Origin of the sequence: Pseudorhodoplanes sp. (assembly GCF_035565855.1) — a bacterium.
GTDB lineage: Bacteria > Pseudomonadota > Alphaproteobacteria > Rhizobiales > Xanthobacteraceae > Pseudorhodoplanes.
In genome coordinates, this window is sequence record NZ_DATMRX010000341.1 from 1 (window position 1) to 13,388 (window position 13,388).

Consider the following 13,388-nt stretch of genomic DNA (forward strand, 5'->3'; position numbering starts at 1 on the left):
GTCCGCGAACGAGATGAAGGCCAGCGCATGACCGCCGCCGCCCGCAAGATTGCCAGCGCGCTGTCGCGCGCCGACGCCGAGGATTTCCTGATCCACGAGGCGCGCCTCCTTGACGAGGCGCGTTTCGACAAGTGGCTCGCACTGTTCACGCCGGAAGCCCATTACTGGGTGCCGAGCCAGCCCGATCAGGCCAGCCCGCTCGATACCATCTCGTTAATGTATGACGACCGCCGCCTCCTCGAGACGCGGGTACGCCGCCTCTCTTCGCCGCGGATCTATTCGCAGGAGCCGCGCTCGCGCACGAGCCGCATCGTCACAAATGTCACGATCGAAGGCGGCGACGGCTCAGCCACCGAGGTGCGGTCGAAATTCATGATCGTGGAATACCGCCGCGAGGAGCAGCGCATCTTTGCCGGCACCTACCGGCACAGCCTCATCACGACCGGCGGCGATACGCGCATCGCGCTCAAGCGCGTCGATCTCGTGAATTGCGACGCACCGATGGACGGCCTCGTGGTGCCGTTCTGAGCTCAATTCCCGCCCTCATCCTGAGGAGCCCGCGCAGCGGGCGTCTCGAAGGATGAAGGGCGGCCCATCGGTTGAGCAGCGGCCGGTCCCGCGAAGCGCGGCCCATCCTTCGAGACGCGCCTTCGGCGCTCCTCAGGATGAGGCCGCAAGACGTTCGTGAGTGCGCAAGCAGGACACTTTCACAAGCAAAGCGCTTCAACAGGCTGAGGCGCTCGTATTTGTGCCCTCTCCCCTTGGGGGAGAGGGCCGTTCCGGAGGTGCAGCGAGCCGTGACGGGTGAGGGGTATGGGCGCATCGAGCATGCACGGCCACGCCCCCTCACCCATCATCGTATGTTGCAGAATTGAGTTGCCCTCTCCCCCGGAGGGGAGAGGGCGCAACAACAGACACTGCGCTCTGAGCATGCACGCCAATGATGCGCGCCTGCGTTTTCTGAAAGCGGCTTTAAGCCGGCACCAGCGCGAGCACGCGCAAGGGGCTGCCCGAGCCCTTCTCGATCTTCAGCGGCGCCGTGATCAGGATCGCGCCGGTCGGCGGCAGCTGATCGAGATTGCACAGGCTCGCGAGGCCGAACTTGTTCGCGCCATGCATCAGGTGATGCGCGGGGAATGCCGGCTCGAAGGCGAAGGCCTGCCCGGCATCGGTGCCGACCGCCTCGACGCCCCAGCCATTGACGCTGCGCTGCTGCACGAGGAAGCGCACTGCGGCCGCCGAGGGTCCGGGCACATGCGGTCCGTCGTCCTTCATGTTGAGGAATTTGGCCGGGTCCTCGCGCTTCGACCAGTCGGTGCGCATCAGCACCCACGCGCCGTCCGGAATGCGGCCGTGCCTGGCTTCCCAGGCCTCGATATGGGACGGCTCGATCAGGAATTTCTCGTCGGCCGCGGCTTCCTTGCTGCAATCGATCACCACGGCCGGCGCGATGAAGCGCTGCACCGAAACGGTATCCGTGAAGCCGTCGGGATAATGCTGGCCGGTCACCCAATGCGCCGGCGCATCGAAATGCGTGCCGGTGTGTTCGCCGCAGGCGATGTTGTTCCAGTACCAGGCCGGTCCGCGCTCGTCATAGCGCGAGATCTCCGAGATCCGGAACGGGTCCGAATTCGCGAGCGGCGGCGGAAGCTGGATCACCGGAGTCGACGGCTTGAGCGTCTGGGTCAGGTCGACGACGCGGATGCGGCCGTCGGCGATGAACGAAGCGAATTTCATCAAAAGGTCCGACACGTCATCATCCTCTTCATCTTTGGCAAGATAGCCGACCGGAGCGGTCGCGTTCTTGACGGCGGATTTTGGCGATTGCGTTTCGCCGGCGAATGTTTTCATGGCGCGCGCGAAGCCGCCGGCCACGATATCGATGTCGTTGGCGACGACGACGATGGGATAGCCCTCCCCGCGCCGCGCCACGGCGGCGTCGGCGTTGCCGGTATAGATGCCGCAGGCGACGCCCGCTTCCTGGCACGCCTGCAGGATGGCCTTGCAGGCTTCGCCATGCCGCGCATCGACATGCGGGAAGCCGCCGAGCGAAATCGCGAGGTCGCCGGTGCCGATCAGCACGAAATCGACGCCTGGCGTGTTGGCGATGGCCGCGGCATTGCGCACGCCGCGCACCGTCTCGATCATCACGCCGACCACCGTACGGCGGATCGCCTCAAGATAATACTGGCCGAAATCGCCGCCGAGCGGACGCACGCCGCCACCGGATCGCGTGCCTTCCGGCGGAAAGCGCGCCGCTGCGACCGCCGCCGCCGCCTCTTCGTCGGTTTCGATCAGTGGCACGATCACGCCCTCGGCGCCGGCATCCAGTGCCTGACCGATGGCGAGCGTGGAATTCTCGGCAACCCGCACCAGCACCGGTGCGGATTTCGCAGCGACGCCGACCGCCTGTTCGAGCGTCGCGCGATCCCACAGGCCGTGCTGCGCGTCGACCACGATTGCATCGGGATTTGCCGCCGCGGCGAGTTCGATCACCGCGGGCGACCCGAGCGCCATCCAGAACAGCCCGATCGGCTGACGCTGCCCGATCCGGTGACGCAACGGACTGCCAGACATCACGACACTCCAACGCGGGCGACGGGTTCTTGCCGTCGCCCCGGTCCACTCTGTTTGCCGCCTGTTTTTATGCTCGGCAGTCTAGCCATTTGCGCGCAGGAATGTTCATTTTGTCTTGCGGGACGTGCAGCGACAAAGGCTTAAGGTTAATCGCGTGCACGATAGCGCTCACCGCGCACCGAGACCGTGCGGAACGGATAATGCGCCGCCGCGCCCTCGAATTGCGGAAAGCGATGGAAGTCCTTGCGCAAGGCGGCGCGCACGGGACTCGCCATCGCCGCATTCATCGCATCGGCGTTGTCCCACACGGTCTTGTTTCGCTGCATCGAGCGGCGAACCGCAAACGGCAACGCCGAGATCACGGTGGCGGGGGTGTAGATCTCGATCTTGCGGATGCCGGGAAATTTCGCGAGCAAAGGCGGGTGCCCGGTGACGTAGAAGAGGTGCCAGGCATTCTCGTCCTTCGCTGGCCCTTCATATTCGACCATGTAGCTCAGCAACTCGGCCGCGCTTTCGTCGGCTGGCTTCGCCACCGGGTAACGGCGCGTCAGCATGGCGTGATGGCTTGCCACAGCACCCGCAAGGCTCGGCAGCACATCCTCATGCGCCAGCGCCTGCAGATAGCCATGCGGTTTGAGCGCGTGTTCGAGATCGGCGATTTCGGCGAATTCGAGCTGCAGCACGAGAGCCGGTGAAGTGTGCAGCTCGGCGGCATAATGCGGGTCATGCGCATGAACGGGTGTCATCACATGGCCTTCGACCAGCCGCGGGCAGCCGCGGATCAGTGCGACAAGGCCCTGATGATCGTGCTCATCCAGCTCCGGCTTCGCCCCGTCCTTCGCGTCCCATTGGCAGAACCATGAAATGGCCATGCGCGCTCCCGCTCCAACCTCCCCAACCCTCCCCCTTTCAGGGGGAAGGAGCCGCCCGGTGATTTCGCATCACCGCTTCAACTTGATCCCGGCCGCTTCACGATCCCACGTGCTTGCTGACCGTCCCTGCTCGCGCAGCTTGAATTTCTGCACCTTGCCGCTTTCGGTGCGCGGCAGCTCGGTGACGAAATCGACAAAGCGCGGGATCGCAAAATACGACAGCCGCCCTTCGCAGAAGCGGACCAGCTCGGGGCCGTCGAGCGTGCAGCCGTCCTTCACCACCACCGTCGTCATCACCTCGTCTTCGGCGAGATCGGACGCCACCGGAAACACCGCGGCGACTTCCACCGCCGGATGCGACATGATCACCTTTTCCACCTCGAAGGAGGAGATGTTCTCACCGCGCCGCCGGATCGAGTCCTTCATGCGGTCGATGAATCTGTAATAGCCCTCGGCGTCGCGCACCACGCGGTCGCCGGTGTGAAGCCACAGATTGCGCCAGGCCTCGACCGTCTTGTCGGCCATGCCGAAATAGCCGATCGCCATCGCAAACGGCTCGTCCGCACGCAGCAGCAATTCACCCGGCGTGCCGTCGGGGACCTCATTGTCGTCTTCGTCGGCAACGCGCGCCTGGTAGCCCTCGACCAGCTTGCCCATGGCGCCCGGCCGCCGCGTCTCCATCGTGGTCCCGATCACCGCATTGCTTTCAGTGGCGCCATAACCGTCCAGCAGATAAATGCCGGTGCGTTCGGTGAACACCTGATGCAGCGGGGCTGGAACGCCGGGCGCGAGTGCAACGCGGACCTTGTGCTGCTTCTCCTCGGGACATGGCGGGCGCGACAGCAGCATCGGCACCATGGCGCCGAGCACGTAAGTTACGGTCGCACCGGACGCGACCAGAGCCGGCCAGAAATTCGAGGTGGAGAAGCGCTTCTCCGCGATCAACGTGCCGCCGGACAGCAGCGCCTGGAAGAACGCCGCCATCGCATTGACGTGGAACAGCGGCAGTGTGGTGTGCAGCACGTCGCCGTCACGCAGATCGAGCTGTCGCGCCACATTGAAGCCCCACCAGAAGAATTGCGCATGCGGACAGCACACGCCCTTTGACGGCCCGGTGGTGCCGGACGTGAACAGGATCGTCAGCAAGTCATGCGGCTTCAGGTCGGCGGCCGACACCGGCGCGCCCGGCTCCGGCAGTTTGCGGATCGGCACCGCCCCATGATTGCGCGGCGTCGCGCTGTCGGGATCGATCACCCAGATCGCTTCCACCTTGAGCGCCGCGAAGTCCACGAATTCCAGCGCCGGCAAGAGCTCGCGCTCCATGATGAGGAGCCGCGCGCCGGATGTCTTCAGCATGTGCTCGAGCTGCGGTCCACGCGCCGCGACATTGATCGGCACCGAGATCGCACCGATCCAGCCGCAGCCGAGAAACAGATCGAGGAATTCCGGCCGGTTGCCGCACAGGATCGCGACGCGGTCGCCCTTGCCTATTCCGGCGGACGCAAAACGGCCACCGCTGCGCGCGACGACCCCGACACTGTCGGCATAGCTCCAGCGCGCGGCATCGCAGGAAAACAGCGCCCGCTCGCCATAGCGTTCGGCCTGGCGCTGCAACATGACCGGCACGGTGCGCGCGGACGGCTCGAACAGGATGCGCGGGTCGTCACTCATGGCAGCGCTCACATGATCGCGCTGTCATGTCTTCAACCCTGCCTCTTTCAGGAGCGGCACTACGGACTCGCAGAAATACGGCAATTCGTTCTTGTAATTGACGAACGACAATGCCGCGCCGTTGAAGCCTGCACCGGCGAATTTTGCAAGCTCGGACGTGATATGCTCCGGCGTGCCGACCAGCGGATAGCTTCCGGTCCCCGCAGAGAAACGCTGCTTGTAGAGCTTGAATGCCTCGTCCTCGTGGCTGTGGCTGAAGTTCTTCTTCTGCCGCATGTGATAATCGACGGCTTCCTCGTCGATATTCTGGCGCGAGTAATAATCGTAGTAATCCTCGGCTTCGCTTTGCGTCGGGCGGCACACGACATGCCCGATGGTAAAGACGCCGATGTCGCGGTTGAATTTCGCGGCCCGCCCCTTGATGTCGGCGATATGGCCCTTGCCGACCTCGAGATCGGTGAAGCTCGTGAACAGGTGATCGCAATTCTGCGCCGCGAAATCGCGTCCGGGCGGGCCGAAGGCGGCATTCATCGTCACCGGCCGCGGCTTCTGCACCGAGGCCGGGCGGCTCACCGCCTGCTTGAGCTGATAATATTTGCCGTTGAAGTCGATCGGCTTGTCGCTGTTGTAGGTCTGGACGATCACGTCCAGCCATTCCTTCGCCTGCACATAGGCATCCGGCACCAGCGACACCCCGAACATGTCGAACTCGTCGGGATTCCAGCCGCAGACGATATTCAGTCCGGCACGGCCGTGGCTGATGTGATCGACGGTCGCAAGCGCCTTTGCGGCATAAAGCGGATGCAGCAGCGGCACATGGACCGTCATGAACAGCGCGATGCGCTCGGTGATCGCGGCAAGTCCCGCCGCCCAGGTGAAGGTCTCGAACGACCATTCGCGCACATTGGTCGAGCCGCCATAACCACGCCAGCGCGCAATCGGCAGAAAGAAATCGAGTCCGCCCTTGTCGGCAATCCGGCAGGCCGCGGCAATATCGTCCCACTCCGCCCTCCAGGCTTCGGGAACGGTCGAGAAGGTCAGGCCGCGATCGGCATTGGCTGAGAAGACGCCGAGCTTGAAGCCGTCTTTCGCCGGATCCGACATCGGGTTGGTAACCTGCGTGGGATCGACGGCGAGCATGCAAGGCTCCTCAACAGTATACAGTATTCAGATTATCGCCGCGGGAAGCGGAGTCAAGAAACGGCGCGCGGTGTGAAGCGAGACGTGCGCGGGCACTTGCGATGCGCTCATTTGCGACATCCTCACTTGCGATAGGTCCGGTACGCCAACACGGCCGCACCGACATGCTCGCGAAACAACGCGCCGACGCGCTTGGCGTCCCCCACCCCGAAGGCGGCGTGGATCAGCCGAAGCCGCGCCATCACATCGTCCCGCACCGCCCGCTGCGACAGCGTCACGAGACGCACCACCTGGACGTGGTCGATATAGCGTTCCAGCGCCGCGACGAGTTGCGCGTTCGGAACCTGCGCCAGCCAGGCGCCGCGGAAGGCGGCATTGGCGAGCACGAAGGCGGCGAAATCGTCCCGATCGCTCGCGGCATCGCCTTCTGCAAGCGCAGCATCCATCTTCTGCAGCGCCTCGTCCGTCATCTTTCGCGCGGCGATTTCGGCGGCCGCCGGTTCGAGCAGGCGCCTGATCTCGAAAATGTCGGCGATCTCCTGGTCGCTGTAGCGGCGCAGGATGAATCCGCGCGTCGAGCTTTCGATCATCCCGTCATGGACGAGCTGCATCAGCGCCTCGCGCACCGGCATCCGCGACACGCCGAATTCGGCGGCGATGTCGATATCGACCAGCCTGTCGTCGAAGGTGAAGTGGCCGGTCTGGATGCGCGCGCGAAGATGCTCGTAAATCTGCTCGCGCAGGCTGACCGCCTTGAACACCTGCACTTTCGCAGCAGGCTTGCGTTTGATCGATCGCTCACTCATCGCGGCATACTCGCGCGCTCGGCCGCGGGAACAGGCGGCCAGGGCTGATCTGCGTTGTCGGGCGGCACCGCATCAAGCAATGCTTTCGTATAGGGATGCTGCGGATTGTCGAACACGGCTTCGGTCCCGCCCTGCTCGACGATCTCGCCGGCATGCATCATCAGGATGCGCGAACACAGATAGCGCACCACCGCAAGATCATGGCTGATGAAGACGATGGTCAGTCCGTGCCTGCGGTTGAGGTCGAGCAGGCAATTGAGGATATGCGCCTGCACCGACACGTCGAGGCCGGACACGATCTCGTCGGCCACGATCAGGCGCGGCTTTGCCCCCAGCGCCCGGCCGATATTCACCCGCTGCCGCTGGCCGCCGGACAATTGCGAGGGAAAGCGCTCCAGGCAATCCGGCGGCAGGCCGGTATCGCGGAGCAGCGCTTCGGCGGCCGTCCGGCGCTGCGCCTCGGGCACATAATTCTCGCCGGTCTCCAGCGCCTGCGTGAGAAGGCGCAGCACGCTGCGCCGCGGATTGAGCGCCGATTGCGGGTCCTGGAAGATCAGTTGCGTATCGCGGCCGGTCAGGTGAACGGCGCCGGTCATACGCTCCTCACCGTTGATCCTGATGGTGCCCTCGCTCGGCCGCTCGAGCCCGACGATCAGCCGGCCGACCGAGGTCTTGCCGCTGCCGCTCTCGCCCACGATGCCGAGAATTTCGCCCTGCGCGACCGTGAAGGTCGCCGATTTCACCGCATCGAAGCGCGAGCGGCGCAATCCGAGAAATCCCCGCGACGCATGATAGCTGAGCCGCACCCTGTCGAAGGACACGGCAGGGATCGTGCTGGCAGCGTCGGGCAATTTGATCAGGTCGCCCACAGGCGCGTCGCCGGCGGCCTGGCAGCGCTCGGCACATCGCACCCAATGCCCTTCGCCGACCGCACGCGCCGGAAGCCGCGTCGCCATGCATTGCGAATCCTTCACCGCGCAGCGCGGCGAGAAGCGGCAGCCGGCGAGACCTGCGAAGCTTGCAAGGCCCGGCATGTGATCGGACAAGGCAGGCAGCACGCGGCGCGGCCCGGTCAGTTCCGGGATCGCAGCGAGAAGGCTCTTCGTATAGGGATGCGACGGCGCCTTCAGGACGGCGGGCGCGGGTCCGAATTCGACCATGTCGCCCGCATACATGACGCCAATGTCACGGCAGACATGACCCGCCAGCCGCAAATCATGGGTGATGAACAACAGCGCGGTGTGGTGCAGCTTCTGCTGCTCGGCGATCAGCCGCACGATATGGGCCTGCGTCATCACGTCGAGCGCCGTGGTCGGCTCGTCGGCGACGACCAGTGACGGCTCCCCGGCGAACGCCATCGCGATCAGCACGCGCTGGCATTGCCCGCCCGACAATTCATGCGGATAGCGCAGAAGCGCCTCTTCAGCATTGCGTAGTTGCACCTGCTGCAGCCGCTCGATCATCAGGGCGCGGTGCCGATTTTTCTCGATGCTGATATGGCGCAAATGTTCCGAGAACTGCGAGCCGATGGTGCGCACCGGATTGAGTGCGCTCAGGGGCTCCTGCGGAATGAAGGCGATGCGGCGGCCGAGCAGCGCGCGGCGCTCTCTCTTGCTGAGCGCGGTGAGGTCCGCGCCTTCGAATTCCACCTTGCCGGCGCTGACGGAAAAATTGTCCGGCAGCAGGCCGGAAATCACCCGCCCGATCATGCTCTTGCCGGCGCCGGATTCGCCGACAAGGCCGACGATGCCGCCCGGCGCCAGCGTGAAGGAAATCTCGCGGAGCACATCGATGTTGCGCCGCTCGATGCGCGCGGTCACCGTGACGTCGTTGAAGGTGAGAACCGGCGCCATCAGATATTCCGCTTGCGCAGGCGCGGATCGAGGGCGACGCGCAGCCCCTCGCCGAGCAAGTTGAAGCCGAGCACGGTGACGAACATCGCGATGATCGGCAGGATGATGCCCCACGGCGCCTGATACATATAATTACGCGCCTGCGCGATCATCTGGCCCCAGGCCGGAACGTCGGCCGGCACGCTCAGGCCGACGAAGCTCAGGATCGCCTCGACAATGATGCCGATCCCGACCTGTAGCGTGAACAGCGTGATGATCAGGGGCGTGACGCTCGGAAGGATCTCGCGCAGGATGATGCGGATATTGCCGAAGCCGAGCAGCTTTGCCGCGGCGACGAAATCCTTTCGCGCGACCACCATGACTTCCGAACGCACCACCCGGCAGAACCGCGTCCAGTCGACGAGGACGATGGACAGGATCACATTGCCGACGCCGGTGCCGAAGCCGACCATCAGCGTCACCGACAGCACCACAGGTGGCAGCGACATCCACAGATCGACGAGATGGCTGATGGCGCGGTCGATCCAGCCGCCGAAATAGCCGGCGAGCAGTGCCAGCGTCGTGCCGAGCAAGGTCGCGCCGATCGCCGCAACGAAGCCGACAAACAGCGCGACCCGCGCGCCATAGATCATCTGCGAGAGAATGCAGCGGCCGAGACTGTCGGTGCCGAACGGATAATCGGCGCTGCCGCCCTCTTCCCACATCGGCGGCAGCAGCATGTTCAGGAGGTCCTGATTGGCCGGATCGTTCGGGGCGATCTGCGGCGCGAAGACCGCGCAGATCACCATGGCAACCACGATCGCCCCGCCGATGACGACGCGCGGCGAGCGCATCGCCTGGCGCAGCGCCTCGGCGAGCGCCGAAGGCGGCCGTGGCGCCTCAAGCGCGGCGGAGCTTTGGATTGAGGACGACATAGAGGATGTCCACGACCGTGTTGATTGCAAGCGTGGTGATGCAGAAGACGAGCGCGATACCCTGGATCAGCGGCAGGTCGTGATTGCGCACAGCCTGCACCATCAGGTTGCCGATCCCCGGATAGGAGAAGATGGTTTCGACGAGCAGCGTGCCGCCGAACAGGAAGCCGAATTGCGCGCCGATCAGGGTGATGGTCGGCAGCGCCGAATTGCGCAGCATGTGCTTGAGGATGATCTGCCGCTCGTTCAGGCCGCGCTGCCGCGCCACGGTGACATAATGATCCTCCGAGGCTTCGAGCAGCGAGGAGCGCAGGACCCGGATCACCAAAGGCGAGAAGCCGAGCGCCAGCGCCATGGCCGGCAGGATGAGGTGCGAGAACGCATTCTGCCAATAGCCCCATTGCACGGCGACGATGTAGTCGATGAGCAGGAATCCGGTGCCATCCGGGATGACGATGCCGGGATCGACCCGCCCCGAAAACGGCAGCCAGCCGAGCATCACGCCGAAGCCGAGCAGGAGAAAGATGGCCCAAAGAAAGGACGGGATCGACAGCATGCAGACCACGATCACGTCGAGCACGCTTTCGATGAACGTGCCGCGCGTACCGTAAAGGAGAAGTCCGCCGGGGATGCTGATGATCAGCGCGAAGGCCAGCCCGACGAAGGACAATTCGAGCGTCGCCGGCAGCGAATTCGCCAGAAGACGCATCACCGGTTCGCGAAACGCAATCGAATTGCCGAGGTTGCCCGACAGCGCGTCGCGCAGCCAGATCAGATATTGAACGATGATCGAGCGGTCGAGACCGAGCGCCTTGCGCACCACCTCGGCGTCGGCCTGCGTGGCATTGGGCGGCAGCAGCAGCGCCAGCGGGTCCGCCGGCAGCGCACGCAGCACAAAGAACACCACCATCGACAGCAGCAGCACGGTCGGGACAGCGCCCGCGAGGCGCCGTGCTGCAACGTTGATGAGAGAGTTGAACATGACTGCGGGTTCAATTGTGGAGCGGAGCCCAAAGGCTCCGCTCTTTCCCGCAAAGGCGGGAATCCAGCGCTTGCAATCTGAGTCCCCGCTTTCGCGGGGACGAGCGGATTGAAAGCAACGCGCCCCCTGCTCCTCTATGCCGTCCGCTTGGCTTCCGCCGGCAGCACATAGCCCTGCGAATAGGTCGGGATCGACACCGACTTCTTGGTCACCATGCTGGCGACCGGCTGCAGCAGCGGGATGCTCCAGGTGTTTTCGGACGCATCCTTGTTCAGCTTGCGGTATTCCTCGAGCCGCTCGTCGCCGAGCTTCATGGCGAACAATTTCGCGATGCGGTCCTTGTTGGCGGGCTCTTTCCAGGCCGAGAAGCGCAATGCCGGATTGAGGATGCGGCCCGAATAATTCTCCGGGTCGCCCGTCGCATTGGCCCAGCTATAGAGCATGATGCCCGGCAGCTTGGCCGCGTGATTGAGCTCGAGATATTTCGCGACGGTGATTTCCTCGAGCTTCACATCGACGCCGATCTGGCGCCACATCGCGGCGATCGCCTGGGCGATCTCGTAGTCGTTCGGGAATGTGCCGTTGGTGGTGCAGAAGGTCATCTGCAGCGGCTTGGCCTTGCTGAAACCGGCCTTTTCCAGCGTCTCGGTCGCCTTCTTGCGATCGAACGGGAAGGTGTAGCCCGGCACGTCGCCGCTCGAGCCCGGCGTCGCCAGCACCTGCAGAGGCTTGGCGAGATTGTTGAAGAACGCCTTGGCGAGCGCGGCCTTGTCGATCGCCATGTGCAAAGCGGTGCGGACATCCTTGTTCTGGTAGGTGTCCACATAGCTCGGGATCTGCAGCATGTAGATTTCGGCCTGCGGAAACAGGTTGACACTGAGCTGCGGATTCTTCTGCAGGCGGACTGCCTCGCGGAACGGCAACTGGATCGCGACATCGACCCGGCCGGATTCGATCGCCGCAACACGCGTCGAGGCCTCCGGCAGCACCTGGAAGGTCACGCTCTTGATCGCCGGTACGCCGCCCCAATACTTGTCGAAGGCTTCCATCACCATGCGCGAGCCGCGCTGATAATCGACGAGCTTGTAGGGCCCCGCCCCGATCGGCTTGGCGAGAAAGCCCTCGTCGCCGACCTTCTCGTGATAGGCCTTGGGGATGATATAGACGGTGAGGAAGCCGAGATAGAATTCGGCGGACGGCGACGGCTTGGAATAGACCAGCACCGCCTTGGTCGGCGACATGATCTCGACATCCTTCAGGTCCTGAAGGAGACCAGCAACCGCGAGCCGCTTGTCCTTTTGCGGGCGCGTCACCCAGCTATACTTGACGTCTTCAGTGGTCAGCTTCGAGCCGTCATGGAAGAAGATGTCGTCGCGCAACGTGATTTCGAGACGCGTCGAATTGTCGTCAAGCCACTTGCGCGACACGATCTGTCGCGGCTGCAGCTTCTGGTCCGACGAATAGGTCAGCGGCGAATCGTAAACGCATTTGAAGATCGACTGGCCCACCGGGAAGGTGACGGCGGTCGGATCCCAGCTCTGCACGTCGGCGATGAAGGCGATGTTCAGCGGCGTATCGGCCGATTGCGCGCCGGCAAGATGCGGAAGAAACGTCGTCGCCGGAAGACCGAGCATCAGCGATACGAATTCGCGTTTGGTAAGTTCGGCGCTCATCGTGTTGTTCCCCTGTTCTTTGTTGTATTGAGTATGTGCGTCTGCGGGCCGTCGGCTGCAGATTGATGGGTCAGGTGGCGATCCGGCAAGTTACGGCTTTGCAACGCGCGCCGATGTTGCTCGGCGCGTCGGATTTTGCTGGCGTGTCAGCTTTGCAAATCGCATGCCCGATGACATCGGATTGCGGCGATCGCGCGCAGATGGGACGGCGCTGATCCGCCCTCGCGCTTCTGTTTCGCCTTGCGAAATCGCGCATCGACTGCTCCGCCTTTGATCGCAAGCGCGAAGTCCGGCGATCCGGGCTTGCTGAAATTAGTATACTGTATGTTATTGTTCGCCCGTCAAGCGCCGCATCCGCGGATGCATCGTCGGCTCACACAGAAACAACAGGCACCATGCGCGCAATCCAGTTCAATGCTTACGGCGGCCCCGAAGTGCTGCAAATCCAAGACGATGCGTCACCGGTCCCGGCCGATGGCGAAGTGCTGATCGATGTCCATGCCGTGAGCGTCAATCCGATCGACTGGAAAATCCGGTCCGGCCGCATGGCGGGAGGCGCGCCACTGGCATCGCCGATGGTTACGGGGCGCGACGGCGCAGGTGTCGTTACTGCCGCAGGCGCCGGCGCCGATGCATCGCTTGTCGGAAAGCGCGTTGCCTTCCTCGCGCCGCGTGGCCGCGGCACCTGGTCCGATCAGGTCGCGATGCCGGAAGCCAATCTCGCGGTGCTTCCGGATAACGTGACGTTCATCGACGCGGCAGCGGTGCCGCTCGCCGGCACCAGCGCCTATATCCCGCTGGTCGATGTCGCGAATGTCGGGTCCGGCACGCGGGTGCTGATCCATGCCGGCGCCGGCGGCGTCGGTTCGCTCGGCATTCAGATCGCGCGAGCGCGCGGCG

General features: G+C 64.1%; 11 protein-coding genes. 2 read left to right on the top strand and 9 right to left on the bottom strand.

All coding sequences use genetic code 11. The annotated features are described in order from the left end of the window. A partial coding sequence (locus tag VN004_RS19475) for an aromatic-ring-hydroxylating dioxygenase subunit beta (protein WP_325613656.1) occupies positions 1-528 on the top strand: 528 nt, incomplete at its 5' end. 444 nt (positions 529-972) lie between these two features. Here the strand turns inward: VN004_RS19475 and VN004_RS19480 are convergent. From VN004_RS19480 to VN004_RS19520, 9 genes are all read right to left on the bottom strand, one after another. Further along, positions 973-2,577 carry an aldolase/citrate lyase family protein gene (locus VN004_RS19480; RefSeq protein WP_325613659.1) on the bottom strand — a complete coding sequence of 535 codons (1,605 nt, stop codon included), beginning with the start codon at positions 2,575-2,577 and terminating at the stop codon, positions 973-975. A gap of 146 nt (positions 2,578-2,723) precedes the next feature. Beyond that, positions 2,724-3,449, bottom strand: coding sequence for a hypothetical protein (locus tag VN004_RS19485; RefSeq protein WP_325613661.1), 726 nt, complete (start codon positions 3,447-3,449; stop codon positions 2,724-2,726). 69 nt (positions 3,450-3,518) lie between these two features. Next, entirely contained in the window at positions 3,519-5,120 is a 1,602-nt protein-coding gene (locus VN004_RS19490; RefSeq protein WP_325613663.1) for an ATP-dependent acyl-CoA ligase, read from the bottom strand. A gap of 24 nt (positions 5,121-5,144) precedes the next feature. Continuing rightward, positions 5,145-6,260, bottom strand: coding sequence for an LLM class flavin-dependent oxidoreductase (locus VN004_RS19495; protein ID WP_414710360.1), 1,116 nt, complete (start codon positions 6,258-6,260; stop codon positions 5,145-5,147). 122 nt (positions 6,261-6,382) lie between these two features. Continuing rightward, positions 6,383-7,066, bottom strand: a complete 684-nt coding sequence (locus tag VN004_RS19500; RefSeq protein ID WP_325613665.1) for a GntR family transcriptional regulator — start codon at positions 7,064-7,066, stop codon at positions 6,383-6,385. Further along, entirely contained in the window at positions 7,063-8,919 is a 1,857-nt protein-coding gene (locus VN004_RS19505) for an ABC transporter ATP-binding protein (protein WP_325613667.1), read from the bottom strand. Before VN004_RS19505 ends, VN004_RS19500 begins: the two co-directional genes overlap by 4 nt. After that, entirely contained in the window at positions 8,919-9,833 is a 915-nt protein-coding gene (locus tag VN004_RS19510) for an ABC transporter permease (protein ID WP_325613669.1), read from the bottom strand. The genes VN004_RS19505 and VN004_RS19510 overlap by 1 nt, the downstream gene beginning before the upstream one ends. Beyond that, complete coding sequence (locus VN004_RS19515) at positions 9,799-10,815, bottom strand: ABC transporter permease (RefSeq protein WP_325613671.1); 1,017 nt, start codon at positions 10,813-10,815, stop codon at positions 9,799-9,801. Before VN004_RS19515 ends, VN004_RS19510 begins: the two co-directional genes overlap by 35 nt. Positions 10,816-10,949: 134 nt before the next feature. Continuing rightward, positions 10,950-12,488: an ABC transporter substrate-binding protein gene (locus tag VN004_RS19520; RefSeq protein WP_325613673.1), complete on the bottom strand. Its 1,539-nt coding sequence runs from the start codon at positions 12,486-12,488 to the stop codon at positions 10,950-10,952. A gap of 395 nt (positions 12,489-12,883) precedes the next feature. On the opposite strand from VN004_RS19520, the gene VN004_RS19525 reads away from it, so the two are divergent. Further along, positions 12,884-13,388 (top strand): NADP-dependent oxidoreductase (locus VN004_RS19525; RefSeq protein WP_325613675.1); only part of this gene is annotated, 505 nt, incomplete at its 3' end.

Bases quoted from the DNA above. Each gene is read 5' to 3' on its own strand.
- VN004_RS19480 (WP_325613659.1), bottom strand. From the start codon at position 2,577: ATGTCTGGCAGTCCGTTGCGTCACCGGATCGGGCAGCGTCAGCCGATC.
- VN004_RS19485 (WP_325613661.1), bottom strand. From the start codon at position 3,449: ATGGCCATTTCATGGTTCTGCCAATGGGACGCGAAGGACGGGGCGAAG.
- VN004_RS19490 (WP_325613663.1), bottom strand. From the start codon at position 5,120: ATGAGTGACGACCCGCGCATCCTGTTCGAGCCGTCCGCGCGCACCGTG.
- VN004_RS19495 (WP_414710360.1), bottom strand. From the start codon at position 6,260: ATGCTCGCCGTCGATCCCACGCAGGTTACCAACCCGATGTCGGATCCG.
- VN004_RS19500 (WP_325613665.1), bottom strand. From the start codon at position 7,066: ATGAGTGAGCGATCGATCAAACGCAAGCCTGCTGCGAAAGTGCAGGTG.
- VN004_RS19505 (WP_325613667.1), bottom strand. From the start codon at position 8,919: ATGGCGCCGGTTCTCACCTTCAACGACGTCACGGTGACCGCGCGCATC.
- VN004_RS19510 (WP_325613669.1), bottom strand. From the start codon at position 9,833: ATGTCGTCCTCAATCCAAAGCTCCGCCGCGCTTGAGGCGCCACGGCCG.
- VN004_RS19515 (WP_325613671.1), bottom strand. From the start codon at position 10,815: ATGTTCAACTCTCTCATCAACGTTGCAGCACGGCGCCTCGCGGGCGCT.
- VN004_RS19520 (WP_325613673.1), bottom strand. From the start codon at position 12,488: ATGAGCGCCGAACTTACCAAACGCGAATTCGTATCGCTGATGCTCGGT.